Genomic DNA, 19,690 nt, shown 5'->3' on the forward strand with positions numbered 1-19,690 from the left:
CTGCGTTACCGCCTGCTGTACCGAGCCGACGCCTTATCCGACGCGCTTGTGTTATGCGCCGTTACCGCCTCGCCTACGCTTACCACATCCCCGCCATCGACCATTGCCAGGATCTCCGTGCGGAAAGCCCCCGCGAAGAAGCCGGTGTGCTCCAGCAGCAAGGCGCCGGCGGCGAGGACGGTAAGGGCGAGGATGGCGAAAGAATTAGAGCGGGACGTTTCCATCATCTCACACCCTGGTTTGCGAGCTGCGATCGCGTCTGCTGCCCAGGAAATATCATTGCAAAATATCGGCGCTGCAATACGAAACGACCAAAACCAACTGTCGACAAGATGAATACGCTCTTCGGCACAGAAGAACTGTAAGTTTTTCAGACACCGTTCCCGCTCAGCGAGTATGCACTGTCTCGCTAAAGATACGTTTTTCCGTGGAGAATCATAGGCCTGATCGAAGTATTGCCCCATGCGGCATTTGTCGTATGTAATCTTTGGTATATATCGCTTTAATCTTTTCCCAAGAAATTTAAGCTAACAAATAGAATATTGCCTTTGAATATATGAGGAGTTCGCCGGATGAATACGGCTGTCGCGCCCAAGGTGCAAGTTCCCGACGTTGCGGGTCAGATCACCTATGCCATGCGCTCCATGGGCGTCGCGCCGATACCGCGCAATTACCAACTCTTCTATGAGGCCTATATCGGCTCCAATCCAGCCCTTACCCGCGAGCTCGCGGCCCTCGGCGGCCAGGTGACCCAAGCCGAACTCGATGCGCTCGGCGCGCAGCACTTCACCCACAGTCCGGCCCGCGTCTTCGACGATGCCCATACGCGCATATCAGGCGAACTCGACGGCCTGCTGCGTATCCTGAGGCAGGAGCAGAGCTCGCTCGAAAGCTACACCAGGCTGCTCGGCGAGACCCACAAGCGCATCACCTCCAAGAGCAATGCCAGCGTCGAACTGATCGAAAACGCCATCGATCTCCTGAGCCAGGCGACCGGTGACACCATGGCGCATGGCGAACGCACCGTCGAGGACGTCGTCCAGCGCTCCCAGGAGATGGATCAGGTCCGCAAGGAGCTCGACGAATACAAGCGCATCGCCAACACCGACTCGCTGACGCGCCTTTCCAACCGCCGCGCCTTCGATGACCGCCTCGCCGCCATCTTCGACAATTCGAGCATGCGGCCGGTGACGGCACTGCTGCTCTGCGACATCGACAATTTCAAGAAGATCAACGACACCTACGGGCATCCGGTCGGCGACAAGGTGCTCGCCACCGTCGCCTCGGTGATCCGCAGCAATGTCCGCCGCGACGTCTTCGTCGCCCGCACCGGCGGCGAGGAATTCGCCCTCATTGTCGATGGCAATACGCCCGACGAAGTCACTGCGATCGCCGAGCGCATTCGTCGCACACTGGAAACGACGCCCTTCAAGAATTCCCGCACGCGGGTGAATTACGGTCCGGTCACCGTCTCGATCGGCATCTGCATGGCCTCCAACGCGGATGATGCCGGCGAACTCTACAGCAAGACCGACATCGCGCTTTACGGCGCCAAGAATGCCGGCCGCAACTGCACCATCCTCTATCAGGACGGCATGCAGAAGGATTTCACCAAGAGCTGGCTGATCTACAAGACCTGACGGCGATCCGGCGCCGCGCGTGCACTGTCACCGGCAGGTGATGGCGGCGGGGTGCTGTCCGGTTCGCGCGGCTTGCTCCCTCCGCAGGGTCGGATGAGGGGGCCACGCGGCACGCCCTTCATTGTTGCCTTCGCTTGCGCTCAGCGCATTCGCGGCTTTGCCGCTCACCCCCTCATCGCCTCGCTATCGCTCCGGCACTTTTGTAACTTCCCTTTACCCGCTCCTGGCGCTGTAATGCCTGTTGCGGTGGCGGATGGAAGACCGATGCACCTTTGGGACACCAAGCCCGTGGGAGAGCCTGGGTCTCCGTCCGCCGTTCCATTGAACCCGAACAGTCGCCAGGGCCGCTTGCGAAAGCAAAGCCCGATTAGGCAAGTATGGGATCAGATGGAGATTGTTGTTGGGATCGACGTTTCGAAAGAGCGCCTGGATGTTGCGATCCTGCCGCAAGAAGAGGTCTTTGCCGTCGGCAACGACCATGCCGGCATCGATGAACTGGTCGAGCGGCTCAAAGGCATTGGTGTTGATGCGATTGCGCTGGAAGCGACCGGCGGCTTCGAGATGCTGGCGGTTGCCGGATTGTCCGCAGCCGGATTGACGGTGCTCGTCGTCAATCCGGCGCAAGTGCGCGCCTATGCCCATGCGATCGGCCGCAGGGCCAAGACCGATCCGATCGATGCCGCCGTCATCGCCGCCTTCGTTTTGGCGACGAAGCCCGAGATCCGGCCGTTGCGCGATGCCGAGACACAGGCGCTTTCCGAGCTTGTGGCTCGCCGGCGCCAGATCGTGCAGATGGTCGTGGCCGAGGAGAACCGGTTGCGCATGGCGCTGGCAAAGCAGGCGCAGGAAAGCATCAAGCGCCTGCTGAAAGCCTTGCGGCGCGAGCTCGAAAGCCTCGATGCCGATCTCGACAGCCATATCCGCAAGTCGCCGGTCTGGCGGGTGCGCGAGGCGCTGTTGACCTCGGTGCCGGGTGTCGGAGCGACAACAGCGCGCACGCTGCTGGCCGAACTGCCCGAGCTCGGCAGCCTCGACCGACGCCAGATCGCCTCGCTGGCTGGTCTTGCCCCATGGACGCGGCAGTCGGGAAAATGGAAAGGCAAGAGCTTCATCGGCGGCGGCCGCGGCAAGGTACGCGCCGTCCTATTCATGGCCGCCCTCGTCGCCAGCCGATACAACCCTGACCTCAAGGCCTTCCGCGACAGGCTGGTCGCGGCCGGCAAGCCCAAGATCGTCGCCACCGTCGCAACCATGCGCAAGCTGCTCACCATCCTCAACGCCATCATAAGGGACGGACGACCATGGCAAAACGCTTGACAAACAAGACAGTCGCTCTCCCCGCTGGGGAGAAGAGACTTGTGGCGGCCCCGTATTCCTCCCTCGTCCGTCAGGGAGAAAACGGACGAGTTCGCCGCGACGCCGAGTAAAGGCCGGCGGCCGCAGGCACGCTTCTCTACCACATCGTTTTCGCCGCCCGCCCCGGCCATTCCCGGTCGTAGGTTTCCTGGTCGAAATCGCCGGTTGCAGCCTTCAGCATCTGCCCGGGCGTCGGCAGCTTTGCCGGATCGGCGAAGTGCACTCCATTCCAGAGCTCGGCCCGCATCACAGCCCGCGCGCATTGGAAATAGACCTCGTCGATCGAAATCACGACGACGGTGCGCGGATGTTTGCCGTCCATCTCGAAGCTTGAAAGCAGCGCCTCGTCGTCGGAGACGACGCCGCGGCCGTTGATGCGCATCGTCGTGTTTGAGCCGGGGATCAGGAACATCAGCGCCAGCCTCGGATCGCGCACGATATTGGAGAGCGAATCGACCCGGTTGTTGCCGCGCCAGTCCGGCAGATGTAGCGTCTCGTCGTCGATGACGCGCACCACGCCGCCGAGATCGCCGCGCGGCGAACAGTCGAGTCCTTCCGGCCCGACGGTCGCAAGCGCCGCGAACGGTGAGATCTCGATCATCTCACGATAGAGCGGGGTCAATTGCTTCGTCACCTTGGTGACGGAGGCCGGCGAAAGTCCGGCGCCATAGATCGTGTTGAGCTCTTCGATGCTGCTGATGATTTTCATGAGGCGTCCCGCCGCGGCTTGATCTTCGCGACGGACGCTACAATGCTGCGCGCCTTGCCGGAAGCTCAAAAAACGGAATGATCTCCGCATCTTTTTTGATGTTTTCATCAGGCGCTTCACCAGCTTCCCGATCGCCGTCGAGAAACGCCGCGATCGCGGCAAGAACCGGCGCGGCGCCGATGATGCGTCGGTGGCCGAAGCCGTTCGCCCAGAGGAGCCGAACGCCCTTTCCCGCCGCGCCATAGCGCCTGGCATGGAGAGGCGACACCTCCTTGTCGTCCTCGGCATGGATGACGAGCACCGGGCGGCCGATCTCGCCCGCCGCTTCGCCGGCGTCGAAGTCTTCAAGCCTCCGTCCGGTGACGCGATGGACCTCGTTCTCCAGTGCCGCTTGCGCCGCAGGGCGAAGGCCGATCATCCGGCCGAAATCGGTAAACAGCCAGCCCATCTCGCTCGGCGCACCGATCAGCACCAGTCTCTCACCGCTGACTGGCGCCACGCCAGGCAGCAGCTCCGCTGCCGAGACCATCAGCGCCGCGCCGCCGAAGGAATGACCGATCGTCGCATCGAATGCGCCGAAGCGCTCCTCGGCCGCCGCGATCGTCTCGACCGCAAGCCCCATATGCAGGAAGCGTCCGCCGGAACGGCCGTGGCCGGGAAAATCGAGCGCCACGACCTCCGCACTCGTTGCCGCAAGCATCGAGACGAGTTCGGCCATATATGCCGCGCTCGATCCCCAGCCATGCGTCACCAGATAGCGCTTGCGCTTGCCCCTCGCCCCGCCGTTCAGCCGATAGGCATGCGCTTGGCGCCCGCCGGCAAGCCTGAGGGTGAAGCGTTCGGCGCCGGCAAGCCGGGCCGCACCCGCTGCATGCGCTGCCTTCGCCTTTGCTCCCTTCGGCTTTGCCGATGGCGTCCGGCAGAACAGCTGGAACGCCGCTCTGCCTGCCAGATCAGGCGAAATCACCTGCAGAGCCGAGAACCCGAGGCGGGTGACGTCAAGCGCAAAGTTTGCCATAGTGGGATTCCAAAAGACTGTTCAACACTGAACAATAAAGTACAACGATGAACAAAAATCAATCCCTTCCCTGGGATCATCCGCGTTTTCGCAGCTGGATCGCGGTGGCTCGCGCCTGCCAGCTGATGCAGCAATCGCTGGCCCGCTCGCTTGCCGATCTCGACATCAAGCCGCCGCACCTCGATATCCTGGTCAATCTCTACCGTTTCGAAGGCATCTCGCAGCAGGAGCTGGCGCGCAAGCTGCTGGTCGGCCGCTCCAACATGAGCATGCTGCTGCCGCAGATGGAAAAGCGCGGCCTGATCCTTCGCCGCGATGACGAGCGCGACAAACGCGTGCTGCGCCTCTATCTGACGCCGGAGGGTCGAAAGCTGAGCGAGGAAGCCATGGCCATCCAGACCGGCCTCATCGACCGCGTGTTGTCGGACGAACCGATCGAGCAATGCATGGCGACCGCCGATTCCATGGAGCGCATCATCACCGTGCTGCTCAAGGATTTGCGCGACGAAGACTGAGGCGAGTCTCATGTCGCCGGCGCGGTCCAATGGTTGCGGCCGCTTGGGCTCGCGACAGCCGCGTGCCAGGCTGACTTTAGGTTGTTGTCTGGACTTTTCAGACCGCTTTGTTTAGCGTTCACTTAAAGACTAGAAGATGATGTCGTGCTGGACGTTGAATTTAAGAGGTTCGACGGCGAATGGCAGTCTCTCCGGAAGAAAATCGGTTCAGTTTCGGTGCATTTGTGCTGGATCTCCAGACGGGCCTGCTTGCCCGTGACGGTTTCGTGGTGCCGATCCGACCGAAGACCTTCACGCTTCTGATGCATTTACTCCATAATCCGAACCGGGTGATCTCCAAGGACGAACTGATCGCGGCCGTCTGGGAACGGGCGGTGGTGACGGACGATGCGCTCACTCAGACCGTGCGCGATCTGCGCCGTATCCTGGGCGATGAGGGTGCACGCCTGCAATCCCTGCCGAAGCGGGGCTATGTCTTCGCTCATGAACCGGCGAAGGATAATGGCGCCAAGCCAGGACTGGATGGTCGTCATCCGCCGTCCGTCGACCTCTCCCCGCCCGGGTCGGCCAGTACTCACGCGGCCAGTATTCACGCGGCGCTTCTGCCGCCGGCCGACCTGTCGCGGATCATCGGTGTCATCTACGATTGCACCCTGGATCCCACCCGCTGGGAGACCGCGCTCTCGGAAATCGCGGCGGTGATGGATGCCGAATCCGCGATCCTGTCGCTGAACGACCTGCGCCGGCATCGCGTCATCATCCACAAGAATGTCGGTTGGGGAGAAGAGGGCATTGCCGAGCGACAGAAGCATATGCCCGAGATCCACGCCCGCCTCGGGGAATGGTTCGCGACGGGGCCACCCCCCGATGAGCCCTATGTCGCCTCCCGCTGGCTTCCGCCGAGCTACCTGGACAGCTCGCCCTATGTGCAGACCTGCCTGAAGCCGCGCGGCATCGTCGATATCTTGCATCAGTTCCTGATATACACACCGACTCATCTGTCCGAACTTGTGATCAGCCGCCATTTGAGACACGGCCCGATCACCCATCGCGAGATCGGCATCAGCGCGCTGCTGCTCCCCCATTTGCGGCGCGCCGTCACCATCACCAATGTCCTCGATGCCCGCAGCGTCGAACGGCTGCGCTTGGCCGAGACGCTCGATCTCCTGCACTAGGGCGTGGTCCTGACCAATTCGGACGGCCGAATCCTCCACGCCAATGCCCGGGCCGAACGCATGCTTGATGAAGGCAGGTTCGTGACAGGCCGAAGCGGCCTGGTTGCAGCAGCGACGACCCGCGCTTCGCAGGAGCTCGCGCGGGCCATCCGCATTGCGGCAAGGGACGAGGCTGCGCTTGACGGGGCCGGCCTGTCCGTTCGGCTTGCCGGCGAAAGCGGGGGCGAACTTGCCGCGCATGTCCTGCCACTCAATGGAAGCGACCTGCGCATCAGCCTGGAGCCCGCAGCCGTGGCCGCCGTCTTCATCGGTGCGCCGCCGCCGCTCGATCCGGTCCATTCGAAAGGCACCCTTGAGAAATTCCTTCGCGAGCGCTTTGGCCTCAGCAAAGCGGAAACAGACATAGCGCTCGAGGTCGTCTCCGGAGATGACCGCGCTATGGTCGCTGACAGGCTGGGCGTCAGTGCAGCCGCCCTTCGCAATGATCTCGGCCGCATCTTCCTGAAAACGGGCGTGCGTCATCTGTCCGGCCTGGTCCGTCTGCTGGCCGATGCCGGTCACAATCAGCACCGTCCGTAACTACTGCATAATTCCTTAAATCGGAATCGATTTAAGGATAAAATTATGCAGCAATTCAAAGTGCTACAGCGTCCTTTGCGCGTCTAAAAAGACGCGCGGCGCTGTAGCGCATAACCCCGAAAATCGGAATCGGTTTTCGGAAAGGATTATCCGCAGATTCAAAGTGATAGAGCGTCCTTAGCGCGTCTGAAAAGACGCGCGGCGCTCTATCCGGACACCCTCGACGCACGAACCCTCAACAGACTGCCGATCGGGCCTGCAACGCAGACCAGCAGGATTGCGCAGAAGATGAGGCCGGCACCGGCCAGCGTGGAAAGCCCGGGACGTTCCTGCAGCACGACAAAGGCGCCGAGCGCACCGAAAATGCTTTCGGCCGAAACGATGACCGCGGCGCGGGAGGCGGAGGTGTGGCGCTGTGCCCAGGTCTGCAGGCCGAAGGCAGCGCCCGTCCTGAAGACGCCGAGGATGAAGAGATGCGGCGCTGCCGCGCCGATACTGGCCGGCGCCGGCATCTCGCCGATCGCGAACGGGCTCGAAAACAGGGCAGCCATCACAAACTGGATGCATGCGGACCGACAGGGCATCCATGCGCTGCCGCATGCCTGCCAAGCGCAACCATCCAGATCGCATAGAACAGCGCCGCAACGAGACAGGCAACATCACCATACTGCATGGTCGGCGCGCCCGAGGAGGCGCCAGAAATCAGGAAGATGCCGCCGATGGCGATCACGGTCGCGGCGATCTCACTACGGCCCGCAATCTGGCCAAGTGCCAGCCATGCGATCAGGGGCGTCAACACCACACATGTATTGACCAGGAAGCTGGCATTGGTCACGCTCGCGCCGAGATAAGCATATTGCTGGATGGTGATCGCGGCCGTGAATGCCCCTGAGACCATCAGGATACTCTTCCAGTAGCCTTGGTCTGCCACCGGCTTCTTCTCGAACAGAATGAGTGGGATCATGACGGCAGCGGCAATCGCACACCGGAGACTGACTGCACTGAACGGACCGATATCCGCGAGCACGAGCTTCTGCGACAGATTGCCGAAACCCCAGAAGGCCGCAGCGAGCAGAAGGGCGAGTGGGGCAAGGCTCGTCGGCATCGCATAGCCCTCGCTCAGCTGTCTTTAACGAGGTTGAACACCATACCCAGCAAGACGGCTGACAGCAGGATGCCCGAAATCGGACCGACGGAAATTATCGAGGCGGCGCCCGTGGCGAGGCCGATCCGGAAACCGCTGAGACTCGCAAACGCTGACATGACCCGCCCCATCCCACATGGCGGGGGGAGAATCGTTCAAATCGAAATTTTTGTCCGGTAGGCTTTCTGAAATTTTACTGAAATCGACCTGCCGATGACAGCGCCACGCCTCTGAAAGGACGCGACGCCGGACTCCCTAATGCAGCGTCGGCGCAGTCTCCGTGCCGGTCAGCGAGCGATATTCCCAGGCGGCGACAATGATCAGCACTAGCGTCGCCAGGATGCCCATCAGATAGACCTCGATGAAGGGTGCTGCGAAGGCGAGCAGGATCAGAAACACCAGGCCGGCAAGATGTGATAGCGGCAGCTGGCCGCTGGTCGCGCCCTTGAACCAGAGATTGCCGATCAGGAACAGGCCGGAGCCGCCGAGCACGGCCGCGGCAATGCCGAGATCGCCGGTCTCGTGCGGATGCGAGAACATGAATTCGACCGCCACCGCATGAACGATGATGCCGGCCAGAATCGGGATATGCCCATAGGTGAAGGCCAGCCGCGCCAAGCTCCCCGGCGTCTCTTCATGCTCGATGCGGTGGGCGGCGCGCCCGTGGCCGAAGCGGAAATAGAGCCACCACATGGCGACCGTGCCGACGAAGCCGGTGACGAAGACGATGCTGGTCAGCCCGGAGAACGGCAGTTCCGAAAAGGTGCGGCCGGAAACGAGGATCGCTTCGCCGAGGCAAATGATGACGAAGAGCGCGCAGCGTTCGGCCATATGCGCGCCGGAAACATCCCAGTCCCGCGCCGTCGAGCGGCCAAGCCCTGGCACGGCAAAGCCCGCGGCCGGCCCGGCATATTCGATCGCAAGCGCAATCACCCAGGCGATCAGCCGGGCTTCATGCTCGAGCAGCCCGCCGGCAATCCAGAAGACCCCGGCAACCACGAGCCAGGCGGTGATGCGGACGAAATTCAGCGTGTTGGGGCGGTCGACGCGCGTCATCGCATAGGTCGTAAACAGCGAGCGCCCGACCTGTATCGCCACATAGGCGCCGGCAAACAGCAGCCCCTTGTCGCCGAAGGCCTCGGGGATGGAGGCAGACAGCAGCAGCCCGAGCATCATCAGCGCCACCAGCATGCCGCGCACTGGCATTTTGTCCGGATCGAGCCAGTTCGTCACCCAGGCCGTGAAGATCCACACCCACCAGACGGCAAAGGTCATCAGCGCCGCTTCGGCGGCACCGAGCGGCGTGTAATGGGCGGCAAGCACATGCGAAAGCTGCGAGATCGAAAAGACGAAGACCAGGTCGAAAAACAATTCGAGAAAGGTCACCTTGCTGCCGCTAGCGCTGCCCTTGGCGCGCAGCCAGTTCGTTCCGTTCGTCTTCGCCATATGGCCCCCGATGGCTGGATTATGCGTGGATTGAAAGTGTAGCGGCACTCAGCGCGGCTTTTCCGCCGTGTCGCGGCTCATGCCCTTTTCGCGGAGCTCGTCCTCGTAGGCGGAAAACAGCTCATCGCCCCGTTCGCCGAGCTCGCGCAGATAGGTCCAGGTGTAGATGCCGGTATCGTGCATGTCGTCGAAGCCGATCCGGACAGCGTAATTGCCGGTCGGCATCATCGAGATGATCGCAACATTGCGTTTGCCCGGCACTGTCACCTTCTGTCCTGGCCCGTGGCCTTGCACCTCGGCCGAGGGCGACAGCACGCGCAAGAGCTCGGCCGACAGGTCGAAGCTCTGACCGTCATCGAAGGTTACCACCAGCCGCTGCCTGTCTTTCGAGACGCGAAGTTCGCTCGGCCAGATATCGCTCATCATTTTGTCCTCTTCTCATGCGAGGAGTAGGCGCTGATCTTTTTCAGCGCAAGCTGAAATTGGCATGCTCGCGCGGGCTGTTTCCCTTGACGCGACAATAGCATATGCCCACATTGATGAGAGTACGGAGATACAGGTGAACACCAGAGTTGGAACGATAGGCAATGCATCGCCGCTGGTGGCAGGTGCGCACCCGATGATCGACCCCTTCGGGCGGTCGGTCACCTATCTCCGTGTCTCCGTCACCGACCGCTGCGATTTCCGCTGCACCTATTGCATGGCGGAAAACATGACCTTCCTGCCTAAGAAGGATCTCTTGACGCTGGAAGAGCTCGACCGGCTCTGTTCCGCCTTCATCGACAAGGGTGTCAGCAAGATCAGGCTGACGGGCGGCGAGCCCCTGGTGCGCAAGAACATCATGTATCTGGTTCGCCAGCTCGGCCAGAAGATCGGCTCCGGCCTCGACGAGCTGACGCTGACCACCAACGGCTCGCAGCTTTCGCGCCATGCCGAGGAGCTCTATGATTGCGGTGTACGCCGCATCAACGTCTCGCTGGATACGCTCGACCCCGACAAGTTCCGCAAGATCACCCGCTGGGGTGATTTCGCCAAGGTCATGGAAGGCATCGACGCGGCCCAAAAGGCAGGGTTGAAGATCAAGCTCAACGCCGTGGCGCTGAGGGATTTCAACGATGCCGAGATGCCGGAGCTTCTGCGCTTCGCCCATGGCCGCGGCATGGATCTCACCGTCATCGAAACCATGCCGATGGGCGAGATCGAGGAAGACCGCACCGACCAGTATCTACCGCTTTCAAAGCTGCGCGCCGATCTCGAAGAGCAGTTCACGCTTGCGGACATCGATTACCAGACCGGCGGCCCGGCGCGTTACGTCAGGGTCGAAGAAACCGGCGGCCGGCTTGGCTTCATCACCCCGATGACCCATAATTTCTGCGAAAGCTGCAACCGCGTCCGCCTCACCTGCACCGGCACGCTCTATATGTGCCTCGGCCAGAACGATGCCGCCGACCTGCGCGCAGCACTCCGCGCCACCGAAGACGACGCCCTCCTCCACGCCGCCATCGACGAGGCCATCACCCGCAAACCGAAGGGCCACGACTTCATCATCGACCGCACGCATAATCGTCCGGCGGTGGCGCGGCATATGAGTGTTACGGGTGGGTGAGAAGCGGTCCCACAAAGCGGGAGCAATCGATCCAGTGAATCGATTGCAGCTTCGAACGCCCTGAGCCATGCGAAGGGCCGGGATACGGTGCGGCAGGCTCCCTCTTCTCCCCAGCGGGGAGAAGAGGGAGCCAACCCAACCCCCATCACCCAGGCCTACGCGCGCAAATCGCAAACCGGTCCTGCACCATGCGCTCCAGCCCACGCAGGAACGGCATCTTGCGCGCCTGCGCCCAATGGATGTCGGCGAGTTTGCGGTCGATGACGATGTCCGTAAAACCGGCTTGGCGCAGAAGATCGACGACTGCTTCGGCCGGCACCTGGTTGGAGAAATGCACGCGTGAGCGGATCTTCTGGTGCCGCGCCATCATCTCCGGCGACATGTGGCTCGCCGGCGGCTTGCCGGTCACCTTCGTCCAGAACTTCTGCAGGCCCTTGACCCAGGTTTCCCTACCCATATTGCCGTCGAGGATCAGCACCTTGCCGCCCGGCTTCAATACCGAGAACCATTCCTTAAAGGCCGAAGCCGGGTCGACCAGCGTCCAGACGAGATGGCGGTTGGTGATGACGTCGTAGCTGTTCTTGGGCTCCATGGTGTTTTCGGCGTCGCCGGAGACGAAGCGGATATCGGTGCCGCGCTTCTTCGCCTTGGCGCGCGCCTGCGCCAGCATCGCATCCGACCAGTCGAGGCCGGTGACCGCAAAGCCGACATCATGCATCAGATGCGAGATGACGGCGGTGCCGCAGGCAAGATCGAGGGCCGCGCGCCCTTGGCCCTCGCCGAGATGCTTTCTGATCAGCCGCTGCCAGCCTTTGCGCTCCGCTTCCGAAAAGATTTCATGGCCGACGCTGTTGTCGAAGGTCGCCGCCCTCTCCGACCAGAAGTCGCGAATTTCGTCGCGGATAGAGTAGTTCGTATTCATGGAATTCATCTTGGGCATCCCGGCTTTGGATCACTTTGGAAACGCTCTAAAACATAAAACTTGATTCACAAAGTCATATTTCATATGGCTGCGGACATTATTCAGACACCGGGGGAATTTCCAGATGAATTTCGTAAAAATGCTTGCAGTCTCCGCGGCTGCGATTGCCGGCCTCATGCCGCTTTCGGCTTGGGCGCAATCCTTCACCGTCAAGGATGTGGCGGGCCGTGAAGTGACCTTCGACAAGCCGGTCGAGCGCGTGATCCTTGGGGAAGGCCGCATGCTCTACGCAGTAGCACCGATCGAGAAGGAAGATCCCTTCGCCAAGATCGTCGGCTGGCGCAACGACCTCTGGACCACCGACAAGGACGGCTTCAACGCCTATGTCGAGAAGTTTCCGAAGGGCAAGGACCTGCCCTTCCTCGGCAACCTGACCGACGGCACGCTGCAGACCGAAACGGTCGTCAAGCTTCATCCCGATGTGATGCTGCTGCCGATCGGCAACAAGGCGGCCGCCGACGAGGTGAAGCTCGAGGAGATGCTCAGCGGCATCGGCGTGAAGATCGTCTATATCGATTTCCGCGAGCACATTCTCGCCAACACCGAGCCGAGCCTGAAGATCCTCGGCCAGATCTTCGGCCATGAGGACCGCGCCGAAGCCGTGGCCCTCTTCTGGAAAGAGCAAATGGCGCGCGTGACCGACAAGCTCAAGGCCGCCAATCCGCCGAAGCCTGCCGTTTTCATGTATCGCGCCGCAGGTCTCGTCGAATGCTGCGGCACCTTCGGTCCCGATAATTTCGGCCTGATGGTCGATTGGGCCGGCGGCCGCAATCTCGGCTCCGATTTCCTGCCGGGTTATACCGGCTCGATCAATGCCGAGCAGGTCGTCGCCTCCAATCCTGACGTCATCGTCGTCACCGGCTCCAACTGGAGCCAGACCAAGAATGCCAAGGACTTTGTGAATGTCGGCCCGAATGCGGCAGCCACCTTCGACGACAGTCGCAAGTCGCTGAACACGCTGGTGGAAAACCCTGCCTTCACCGGCTCCAGGGCGGTTGCCGGCGGCCATGTCCATGCGATCTGGCACCAGTTCTATACCAGCCCCTACCAGTTCGTCGCCGTCCAGCGGCTGGCCAAGTGGTTCCATCCGAACCTCTTTGCCGATCTCGATCCCGATGCCACCTTCAAGGAATTCCACGAAAAATTCCTGCCGGTCGCCTATCAGCCGGGTTACTGGGTCGACGCCAAGGCGGGTCAGTAATCCGACATGGCCGAGATCGCCGCCATATCGATAGAAGCCGAAGCCGGGAGGGAGCGCTACCGCGCCCTCGCCCGGCGCAAGCTGCTGATCCTTGCCGCCATGACGGCAGCGCTCTGCCTGTCCTTTGCCGTCGATCTCGCCTGGGGCCCGGCCCGCTACAGCCTTAGTGAAGTCGTCGCAGCCCTTCTCGACCCCTCCTCCGTATCCGATCAGGTGCGGGCCGTCGTCTGGGACATCCGCATGCCGGTTGCGGTGATGGCGATTGTCGTCGGCGCATCGCTCTCCGTCGCCGGCGCGCAGATGCAGACGATCCTCGCCAATCCGCTCGCCAGCCCCTTCACGCTCGGCATCTCGGCGGCGGCAAGCTTTGGCGCGGCACTGGCGATCGTCACCAGCGTTCCGCTTCTGCCTGTCGCAGCCGGGCTGCTGGTGCCGGTCAATGCCTTCATCATGGCGCTGATCGCCACGCTCTTCATCCATTTCGTCTCGCAGGCCCGCGGCGTCTCGGTGCAGACGGTGGTGTTGCTCGGCATCGCTCTGGTCTTCACCTTCAATGCAGCTCTCGCCTTCCTGCAATATCTCGCCTCCGAACAGGCGCTGTCGGCTGTCGTCTTCTGGACGATGGGCAGCCTCACCAAGGCCACCTGGCCGAAGATCTGGGTAACGCTTGCCGTTCTGCTGATCGCCCTGCCGCTCTTTGCCCGCAATGCCTGGGCGTTGACGGCCATCCGCCTCGGCGAGGACAAGGCCGCAAGCTTCGGCGTCAATGTCCGTCGCATCCGGCTCGAAACCATGCTTGTTGTCTCGCTGCTCGCCGCGGTGCCGGTCAGCTTCGTCGGTACGATCGGTTTCGTCGGCCTCGTCGGGCCGCACATCGCACGCATGATCCTCGGCGAGGATCAGCGCTTCTTCCTGCCGGGCTCTGTCCTGTCGGGCGCGCTGCTGCTGTCGCTGACCTCGATCGTCTCGAAGTCGATCATTCCGGGTGTCGTCTTCCCGATCGGCATCATCACCGCGCTGGTCGGCGTGCCCTTCTTCTTCTCGCTCATCCTCTCGAACAGGAGCCGGTCGTGGTAGCGCTTCAGTTGCAATCGGTCGGCGCCTATCACGGCCGCAAGCTCTTCGTCGAAGACGTGACGACGCCGGTGATGACATCGGGCGAGGTCGTGGCGGTGATCGGCCCGAACGCTGCCGGCAAGTCGACCCTCTTCAAGCGCATTACCGGCCTCCTCAAAGGGCCGGGCCATGTCGTGGTCGAAGGCTCGAAGGCCAAAAAGGCCATCGGCTACATGCCGCAGGATACCTCGGCCAACGCGGTGCTGACGGTCTACGAATCCATCCTGCTTGCCCGCAAGCAGGGCCAGTCCTGGGCCGTCAGCGACAGCGACTTGCGCTTCATCGACGAGATCATGAAGGCGCTAAACATTACCTCCATCGCCTTCCGCGATCTCGGCGCGCTTTCCGGCGGCCAGCGCCAGCTCGTCTCGATCGCCCAGGCCCTGGTACGCGAGCCTGAAATCATGCTGATGGACGAACCAACAAGCGGGCTCGACCTCCACCGCCAGGTCGAGGTTCTCGATTTCATGCGGCGCCAGGCCCGCACCAAGGGCATGATCGTGCTGATCGCCATCCACGACCTCAACCAGGCGCTCCGCTTCGCCGACAAAGTCCTCGTCATCGCCAACGGCCGCATGCATGCCTGCGGCACCCCCCGCGACGTCGTCACCGCTGAGATGCTACGGGAAATCTACAGGGTCGAGGCCCGGGTGGAGAGATGCTCGCTGGACCACGACCACGTGATTGTGGATGGGACGGCGCATTGAGGTTGGGGAATCAGTCTGCCTCATCAGTTGATCAATCGCTGCGCGGTAAACTTGTCCGTAACAAGCATGTGGATGACCCCCACGCGGAGCGCGCCTGCGATCGCGTCGGTCTTTTTGGACCCGCCGGCAAGAGCAATGACCCGGTCCACCCGTTCGAGATCCTCGAGTGGAAGCCCTATGACCCGGTCGTCCAGGGGCGTCTTGACCGGCTTGCCGTTTTTATCGAAGAAGCGAAGCGAGATATCGCCGACGGCTCCCGCTTCCGCGAGATCAGACAGTTCGCGAGACGAAAAGATGTTGCCTGACCGTGCGAGAAGTTCGGACGGTTCGACCGCTCCGATTCCGACAATCGCAAGCGTTATGCTGCCGAACAGGTCCATCGTCTCCCGAACGTATGGATCGGCCTGCATAAGAAATTTTGCCTCTCTGGACGTTGTAACGCCCTGCACAGCGAGCAGTTTTGGCTCAGCGCCGGTCAGCCGAGCAAGCCGCGTGGTAAGCTGCGTCGCATGTGTCTGCACTGAAGGATCGCCCATGCCTCCAAGGGTTTGGACGACGTATTTCGCCTGAGCGCTCTTAAGGGGATGAATGTTCTCGACCATCTTGGAGATGGTCTGGCTCCAACTCGAAACGCCGATGATCTCCCCTGGCGCAAGCGTCACCTCCAAGAGATGAGCCGCTGCCTCTCCGATACGGGCCATGATGGCGCCGTCCCGATCTTCCGTACACTCAACGACGATCGCCTCCGGCAAATCATATTTCTCGCGAAGCGCGCTCTCAAGCTCGCTGTAGGTGCCAACGGGGGGGGTCACGCTGGTTCGCACAATATCTTCGGCCTCGGCACGCTTGAGCATGCGCGACACTGTCGCCTGCGACAGGCGAAGGTGCTGTGCGATCTCCGCCTGTCGCCGCCCCTCCAAGTGGTACATCTGGGCGACCCTTGAGATGAGGCGGAGTTCATTGAGGCGAGTCATCGCTAATCCTAGGGTGAATTTTTATTCATCATTAGCCGTTGTTTCGCGTGCCGTCGAGCGGGCAAGTGCATCATTCCAGGTATTCAGAAGCACCGCTCGATCCACGGGTTCCGGGTCAATGATATGTGAGCTCCGGGGCAGCTCCGCGATAACCTGAAGATCGCTCCACAAGCCAAGTGAGAGACCCGCGAGATATGCCGCTCCCAAAGCCGACGCCTCGGGTGCTTCGCATTGAATCACGGGATGTTCGATGAGATTCGAGACACATTGCATCAGGAAGCGGTTCTGGCTCGGTCCGCCGTCCACATAGAGGGCCCCGAGCTCGCCGCCGCTTTGTGCTCGCATGGCGGCGATCACGTCGTGCACCTGGAAGGCGATCGAGTCGGTGACCGACCGCGCCATTTGCGCACGTGTCGTATTGAAGTTGATCTGGGAGAACAGGGCACGGGCGTCGGAGTTCCAATAGGGTGCGCCAAGTCCCACGAATGCTGGCACGAAGCCCGGTCCGCCCGGTTCGGCGCTCGCCGCAAGTTCGACAAGGGCCGCCACGTCCGAAAGGCCGAGAATGCCTGCCATCCAGGGGAGACTGGCGGCGCAGACGAGAATATTGCCTTCGAAAGCGAAGGTCGGCTTTCCATGGAGACGCCATGCGACGGTCGTAGTGACGCCGTTGCGTGGGGGAATAAATCGCGGAAGCGTCGTCATCACCGACGAGCCGGTTCCGAAGGTTACCTTGCCATCACCCGGCTTGAATGCTCCATGACCGAACAGCGCAGCATGACTGTCTCCGATCACGGCCATGATCGGAGTTCCATCCGGCACGCCTGGCAACCCTTGCGTCCTGCCGAAGTCGGCAGAGCTGTCGAGTACCTCGGGCAGGAGCGCGATATCCACGCCGAAGATCTCGCCAAGTTCCTCGCTCCATCTCTGCTCCTGGAGATCGAACAACTGGCTCCTGGCGGCATTGGAAGCGTCGCAGACATGCCGGCGCCCGCCCGTCAGGCAGTGGACGAGCCAACTGTCGACCGTTCCTAGCCGCACCGAACGCCCAGCCGGAATACGGTCGAGCAGCCATCGGAATTTCGAACCCGGAAACATCGGATCCAGCGGCAGGCCCGTGAGCGCCTGCACACGGTGAAGGTGGCCTTCGGTAATAAGACGTTCGCAATCCTGTGCCGTTCGGCGGCACTGCCAGCTTACCACCGGCCCAAGTGCTTCTCCCGTTTCGGCGTCCCAGGCAGTGACTGACTCGCGCTGGTTGGAAATCGCCACCGCCTCAATAGCTACATCGGGGCCAGCCTTCAGGCAGGCGTCGATCGCCTCGCAGACGGATGCGTAGAGCCGGCGTGGGTCTTGTTCGACCCAGCCTGGTTTCGGATAGGCGATGCCGACTGGAGCCGAACCTCTGCCAACAATTTCTCCCTTTTCGGAAACGAGAACTGCCTTTGAATTGGTCGTGCCCTGGTCAATTGCCAGAATTGCCCGCATTCTATCCTCCCCAGATCAGGCGGCAGCCGGGACGACAAAAAGCGTCCGGGCTGATCACGTGATCCCAGTTACTTGCGCCTGATCAGCGACTGCGCCGCGTCGGCGATTGCGGACGGCGCCATCCCGAATTCGTCGAGCAGGAACTCTGCCGAACCGGTCGGAGCGTAGACGCCGGGAACTCCGAGACGCTTCATCGGGACTGGAGCATTGTCGACCACCACTTCGGCTACCGCGGAGCCGAGCCCGCCAAAGATCGAATGCTCTTCGGCTGTGACGATCGCTCCGGTTTCCTTCGCCGCAGCGATGATAGCCTCCTCGTCGATCGGACGAACCGTTGCAAGGTTGAGTACTCTGGCGTTGATGCCACGTTCTGCGAGGATCTCGGCAGCCTTTAAGATTCGATGAGTCAAAGTGCCGTTTGCGATAAGGGTGACGTCGGAACCTTGGCGAAGGAGGTTTGCCTTGCCAAGTTCGAACTTGTGACCCTCCGGAAGCAGATCAGGCACACCTACGCGAGACAGACGCAGGAAACAGGGGCCGTTGTAGGCCGCGGCCCACTCAACCGCAGCGGCTGTTTCGATGCGGTCACAAGGCGCAATGACCGGAAGATTAGGCAGAACACGCGTCCAGGCAAAATCCTCGATCGAGTGATGGGTCGGCCCGAGTTCGCCATACGCCATTCCGGAAGAAATACCGACCAGCTTGACGTTGGCATTCGAGTAGGAAATATCGGCCTTGATCTGCTCCAGCGACCGTCCCGTTAGAAACGGAGCGGCGGCGCACACGAACGGAAGGCGTCCGCCATTGGCCAGGCCTGCTGCAACCCCCACCATGTTCTGCTCAGCGATACCGACATTGACGAGGCGCTCTCCAAACTTCGCCTTGAAGCCGCCGAGCTTGGAAGAACCCACGGAGTCGTTGCAGACGGCAACGATCGTTTCGTTTTCGGCTGCCAGCCGCTCAAGCGTGGTGGCGAATGCGTCGCGGCAATCGTAGAGCTTGGGTGCGTTTATTGGCGCGTTCATTACAGTGCCTCCGACAATTCTGCCAATGCGATTTCGTATTGTTCCTTGCTCGGTACCTTGTGGTGCCAGTCGACTCGGTCTTGCATGAACGAGATTCCATGGCCCTTGTTGGTGTGGGCGACGATGCAATGCGGTCTCGATCCCCGGTGTTCGAGGGCTGAAACGACCTCGCTCATATTGTTCCCGTTGATCTCGGTGACTTCCCAATCGAAAGCTTCAAGCTTCGGACGAAGCGGGGCGAGATCGTTGGTTTCCGCCAGGGCGGCGCCCTGCTGGAACCTGTTGTGGTCGATGACCAGCGTCAAGTTATCGAGCTTGAACTGCGCGGCCGCCATGATCGCTTCCCAGTTGGAGCCCTCCTGCATCTCACCGTCGCCGGTGACGACATAGGTGTGATATTTCGCGGCCGAGAGCTTGGCGGCTATCGCCATTCCTACTGCGACCGGAAGACCGTGGCCGAGCGGCCCGGTATTCGTTTCGACGCCAGGAACCTTGTTGCAATTTGGATGCCCGTTCAGCCTCGAATGCGGCTGCAAAAAGGTGGAAATCTCTTCCTCCGGGATGAAGCCGCGTTTTGCGAGCGTCACATACAGCGCGCATGCAGTATGTCCCTTCGAAAGAACGAACCTGTCGCGGTCGGGGTGCTTCGGCTGATCGGGCCAAACATTCAGCACACGAAAATAGAGGGCAGTCAAAATGTCGATGACCGACATTTCCCCGCCAATATGGCCGGCGCCCGCTTCAAAGACCGCCTGGAGATCGCGCAATCGGATCTCGCGAGCGACCCGCTCGAGTTCTGTCGTATTCATGGATTCCTCTCATGCATAAATATTCAGTTGTCAATATTTTTGCACAAGACACCGATTAGTCAAGCCCTTTAAGTGGAACACCAACAGTTGTAGGCCTAGAAATCCTGTTGACAGCCGGAAAGCAACTTGTTAATGAATTTTCCAGCATCAGTGAATATTTATTCGTAGAGTGAATTAGCTATTAGCCTAGACATAGGGAG

22 protein-coding genes are annotated in these 19,690 nt (G+C 61.2%); 9 read left to right on the forward strand and 13 right to left on the reverse strand.

Features of this window, described 5'->3' with window-relative positions; all coding sequences use genetic code 11:
* Positions 1 to 5: 5 nt before the first annotated feature.
* Positions 6 to 224 carry a hypothetical protein gene (locus tag J3P73_RS13765; RefSeq protein ID WP_018072356.1) on the reverse strand — a complete coding sequence of 73 codons (219 nt, stop codon included), beginning with the start codon at positions 222 to 224 and terminating at the stop codon, positions 6 to 8.
* Positions 225 to 572: 348 nt separating this feature from the next.
* Between J3P73_RS13765 and J3P73_RS13770 the strand changes: the two genes are divergently transcribed.
* Together J3P73_RS13770 and J3P73_RS13775 are read left to right on the forward strand one after the other, a co-directional pair.
* Positions 573 to 1,640, forward strand: a complete 1,068-nt coding sequence (locus tag J3P73_RS13770; RefSeq protein WP_018072357.1) for a GGDEF domain-containing protein — start codon at positions 573 to 575, stop codon at positions 1,638 to 1,640.
* Between the two features lie 387 nt (positions 1,641 to 2,027).
* On the forward strand, positions 2,028 to 2,957 hold the full coding sequence (locus J3P73_RS13775; RefSeq protein WP_130691906.1) for an IS110 family RNA-guided transposase: 930 nt from the start codon (positions 2,028 to 2,030) through the stop codon (positions 2,955 to 2,957).
* A 136-nt stretch (positions 2,958 to 3,093) separates the two neighbouring features.
* On the opposite strand, the gene J3P73_RS13780 is transcribed toward J3P73_RS13775, so the two are convergent.
* Both J3P73_RS13780 and J3P73_RS13785 read right to left on the reverse strand, forming a co-directional pair.
* Positions 3,094 to 3,705: a pyridoxamine 5'-phosphate oxidase family protein gene (locus J3P73_RS13780; protein ID WP_018068667.1), complete on the reverse strand. Its 612-nt coding sequence runs from the start codon at positions 3,703 to 3,705 to the stop codon at positions 3,094 to 3,096.
* Between the two features lie 37 nt (positions 3,706 to 3,742).
* Entirely contained in the window at positions 3,743 to 4,723 is a 981-nt protein-coding gene (locus J3P73_RS13785; RefSeq protein WP_024321882.1) for an alpha/beta hydrolase, read from the reverse strand.
* Between the two features lie 47 nt (positions 4,724 to 4,770).
* Here J3P73_RS13785 and J3P73_RS13790 point away from each other — a divergent pair, with 47 nt between their 5' ends.
* The 3 genes from J3P73_RS13790 to J3P73_RS13800 all read left to right on the forward strand — a co-directional run bounded on the left by J3P73_RS13790 (position 4,771) and on the right by J3P73_RS13800 (position 6,992).
* Positions 4,771 to 5,238 carry a MarR family winged helix-turn-helix transcriptional regulator gene (locus J3P73_RS13790; RefSeq protein ID WP_011652244.1) on the forward strand — a complete coding sequence of 156 codons (468 nt, stop codon included), beginning with the start codon at positions 4,771 to 4,773 and terminating at the stop codon, positions 5,236 to 5,238.
* A gap of 179 nt (positions 5,239 to 5,417) precedes the next feature.
* Positions 5,418 to 6,413 carry a winged helix-turn-helix domain-containing protein gene (locus J3P73_RS13795; protein WP_130691908.1) on the forward strand — a complete coding sequence of 332 codons (996 nt, stop codon included), beginning with the start codon at positions 5,418 to 5,420 and terminating at the stop codon, positions 6,411 to 6,413.
* Between the two features lie 81 nt (positions 6,414 to 6,494).
* Positions 6,495 to 6,992, forward strand: a complete 498-nt coding sequence (locus J3P73_RS13800; RefSeq protein ID WP_130691910.1) for a helix-turn-helix transcriptional regulator — start codon at positions 6,495 to 6,497, stop codon at positions 6,990 to 6,992.
* 206 nt (positions 6,993 to 7,198) lie between these two features.
* Here the strand turns inward: J3P73_RS13800 and J3P73_RS13805 are convergent, their stop codons facing one another.
* The 5 genes from J3P73_RS13805 to J3P73_RS13825 all read right to left on the reverse strand — a co-directional run bounded on the left by J3P73_RS13805 (position 7,199) and on the right by J3P73_RS13825 (position 10,005).
* Entirely contained in the window at positions 7,199 to 7,543 is a 345-nt protein-coding gene (locus J3P73_RS13805) for a DMT family transporter (protein ID WP_130723704.1), read from the reverse strand.
* On the reverse strand, positions 7,543 to 8,097 hold the full coding sequence (locus tag J3P73_RS13810; protein ID WP_130691914.1) for a DMT family transporter: 555 nt from the start codon (positions 8,095 to 8,097) through the stop codon (positions 7,543 to 7,545). Before J3P73_RS13810 ends, J3P73_RS13805 begins: the two co-directional genes overlap by 1 nt.
* A gap of 14 nt (positions 8,098 to 8,111) precedes the next feature.
* A complete protein-coding gene (locus tag J3P73_RS13815; protein WP_018068663.1) occupies positions 8,112 to 8,255 on the reverse strand; it encodes a hypothetical protein in 144 nt (47 codons plus the stop codon).
* A gap of 136 nt (positions 8,256 to 8,391) precedes the next feature.
* Positions 8,392 to 9,582, reverse strand: coding sequence for a low temperature requirement protein A (locus J3P73_RS13820; protein WP_130691916.1), 1,191 nt, complete (start codon positions 9,580 to 9,582; stop codon positions 8,392 to 8,394).
* 48 nt (positions 9,583 to 9,630) lie between these two features.
* Positions 9,631 to 10,005: a gamma-butyrobetaine hydroxylase family protein gene (locus J3P73_RS13825; protein WP_032989254.1), complete on the reverse strand. Its 375-nt coding sequence runs from the start codon at positions 10,003 to 10,005 to the stop codon at positions 9,631 to 9,633.
* 136 nt (positions 10,006 to 10,141) lie between these two features.
* Between J3P73_RS13825 and moaA the strand changes: the two genes are divergently transcribed.
* A complete protein-coding gene (moaA, locus tag J3P73_RS13830; protein ID WP_018068660.1) occupies positions 10,142 to 11,188 on the forward strand; it encodes a GTP 3',8-cyclase MoaA in 1,047 nt (348 codons plus the stop codon).
* Positions 11,189 to 11,333: 145 nt separating this feature from the next.
* Here the strand turns inward: moaA and J3P73_RS13835 are convergent, their stop codons facing one another.
* Entirely contained in the window at positions 11,334 to 12,119 is a 786-nt protein-coding gene (locus tag J3P73_RS13835) for a class I SAM-dependent methyltransferase (protein ID WP_130691918.1), read from the reverse strand.
* A 115-nt stretch (positions 12,120 to 12,234) separates the two neighbouring features.
* On the opposite strand from J3P73_RS13835, the gene J3P73_RS13840 reads away from it, so the two are divergent.
* From J3P73_RS13840 to J3P73_RS13850, 3 genes are read left to right on the forward strand one after another with little or no spacing between them, the layout of a single operon-like run.
* Positions 12,235 to 13,371 (forward strand): ABC transporter substrate-binding protein, encoded by a 1,137-nt coding sequence (locus J3P73_RS13840; RefSeq protein ID WP_130691920.1) that lies wholly within the window; start codon positions 12,235 to 12,237, stop codon positions 13,369 to 13,371.
* 6 nt (positions 13,372 to 13,377) lie between these two features.
* Entirely contained in the window at positions 13,378 to 14,448 is a 1,071-nt protein-coding gene (locus J3P73_RS13845; protein WP_024321889.1) for a FecCD family ABC transporter permease, read from the forward strand.
* Positions 14,442 to 15,194: an ABC transporter ATP-binding protein gene (locus J3P73_RS13850; RefSeq protein WP_130691922.1), complete on the forward strand. Its 753-nt coding sequence runs from the start codon at positions 14,442 to 14,444 to the stop codon at positions 15,192 to 15,194. Before J3P73_RS13845 ends, J3P73_RS13850 begins: the two co-directional genes overlap by 7 nt.
* A 23-nt stretch (positions 15,195 to 15,217) precedes the next feature.
* Here J3P73_RS13850 and J3P73_RS13855 read toward each other — a convergent pair whose 3' ends face one another.
* The 4 genes from J3P73_RS13855 to J3P73_RS13870 form a co-directional block, all read right to left on the reverse strand.
* Positions 15,218 to 16,168, reverse strand: a complete 951-nt coding sequence (locus J3P73_RS13855; RefSeq protein ID WP_003540269.1) for a sugar-binding transcriptional regulator — start codon at positions 16,166 to 16,168, stop codon at positions 15,218 to 15,220.
* A 21-nt stretch (positions 16,169 to 16,189) separates the two neighbouring features.
* Positions 16,190 to 17,656 carry an FGGY family carbohydrate kinase gene (locus J3P73_RS13860; RefSeq protein WP_018068655.1) on the reverse strand — a complete coding sequence of 489 codons (1,467 nt, stop codon included), beginning with the start codon at positions 17,654 to 17,656 and terminating at the stop codon, positions 16,190 to 16,192.
* A 68-nt stretch (positions 17,657 to 17,724) separates the two neighbouring features.
* Positions 17,725 to 18,681 (reverse strand): transketolase family protein, encoded by a 957-nt coding sequence (locus J3P73_RS13865; RefSeq protein ID WP_012757733.1) that lies wholly within the window; start codon positions 18,679 to 18,681, stop codon positions 17,725 to 17,727.
* Positions 18,681 to 19,490 (reverse strand): transketolase, encoded by an 810-nt coding sequence (locus J3P73_RS13870; protein WP_018068653.1) that lies wholly within the window; start codon positions 19,488 to 19,490, stop codon positions 18,681 to 18,683. The genes J3P73_RS13865 and J3P73_RS13870 overlap by 1 nt, the downstream gene beginning before the upstream one ends.
* Positions 19,491 to 19,690: the final 200 nt, after the last annotated feature.

The organism is Rhizobium ruizarguesonis (assembly GCF_017357285.1).
GTDB lineage: Bacteria > Pseudomonadota > Alphaproteobacteria > Rhizobiales > Rhizobiaceae > Rhizobium > Rhizobium ruizarguesonis.

Excerpts from the sequence above, each read along its gene's own strand:
- J3P73_RS13810 (WP_130691914.1), bottom strand. The coding sequence starts at position 8,097 with ATGCCGACGAGCCTTGCCCCACTCGCCCTTCTGCTCGCTGCGGCCTTC.
- J3P73_RS13820 (WP_130691916.1), bottom strand. The coding sequence starts at position 9,582 with ATGGCGAAGACGAACGGAACGAACTGGCTGCGCGCCAAGGGCAGCGCT.
- J3P73_RS13790 (WP_011652244.1), top strand. The coding sequence starts at position 4,771 with ATGAACAAAAATCAATCCCTTCCCTGGGATCATCCGCGTTTTCGCAGC.
- J3P73_RS13780 (WP_018068667.1), bottom strand. The coding sequence starts at position 3,705 with ATGAAAATCATCAGCAGCATCGAAGAGCTCAACACGATCTATGGCGCC.
- J3P73_RS13815 (WP_018068663.1), bottom strand. The coding sequence starts at position 8,255 with ATGTCAGCGTTTGCGAGTCTCAGCGGTTTCCGGATCGGCCTCGCCACG.
- J3P73_RS13785 (WP_024321882.1), bottom strand. The coding sequence starts at position 4,723 with ATGGCAAACTTTGCGCTTGACGTCACCCGCCTCGGGTTCTCGGCTCTG.
- J3P73_RS13805 (WP_130723704.1), bottom strand. The coding sequence starts at position 7,543 with ATGGCTGCCCTGTTTTCGAGCCCGTTCGCGATCGGCGAGATGCCGGCG.
- J3P73_RS13845 (WP_024321889.1), top strand. The coding sequence starts at position 13,378 with ATGGCCGAGATCGCCGCCATATCGATAGAAGCCGAAGCCGGGAGGGAG.
- J3P73_RS13795 (WP_130691908.1), top strand. The coding sequence starts at position 5,418 with ATGGCAGTCTCTCCGGAAGAAAATCGGTTCAGTTTCGGTGCATTTGTG.
- J3P73_RS13860 (WP_018068655.1), bottom strand. The coding sequence starts at position 17,656 with ATGCGGGCAATTCTGGCAATTGACCAGGGCACGACCAATTCAAAGGCA.
- J3P73_RS13765 (WP_018072356.1), bottom strand. The coding sequence starts at position 224 with ATGGAAACGTCCCGCTCTAATTCTTTCGCCATCCTCGCCCTTACCGTC.
- J3P73_RS13855 (WP_003540269.1), bottom strand. The coding sequence starts at position 16,168 with ATGACTCGCCTCAATGAACTCCGCCTCATCTCAAGGGTCGCCCAGATG.
- J3P73_RS13835 (WP_130691918.1), bottom strand. The coding sequence starts at position 12,119 with ATGAATTCCATGAATACGAACTACTCTATCCGCGACGAAATTCGCGAC.
- J3P73_RS13870 (WP_018068653.1), bottom strand. The coding sequence starts at position 19,490 with ATGAATACGACAGAACTCGAGCGGGTCGCTCGCGAGATCCGATTGCGC.
- J3P73_RS13775 (WP_130691906.1), top strand. The coding sequence starts at position 2,028 with ATGGAGATTGTTGTTGGGATCGACGTTTCGAAAGAGCGCCTGGATGTT.
- J3P73_RS13865 (WP_012757733.1), bottom strand. The coding sequence starts at position 18,681 with ATGAACGCGCCAATAAACGCACCCAAGCTCTACGATTGCCGCGACGCA.
- J3P73_RS13840 (WP_130691920.1), top strand. The coding sequence starts at position 12,235 with ATGAATTTCGTAAAAATGCTTGCAGTCTCCGCGGCTGCGATTGCCGGC.
- J3P73_RS13770 (WP_018072357.1), top strand. The coding sequence starts at position 573 with ATGAATACGGCTGTCGCGCCCAAGGTGCAAGTTCCCGACGTTGCGGGT.
- J3P73_RS13825 (WP_032989254.1), bottom strand. The coding sequence starts at position 10,005 with ATGAGCGATATCTGGCCGAGCGAACTTCGCGTCTCGAAAGACAGGCAG.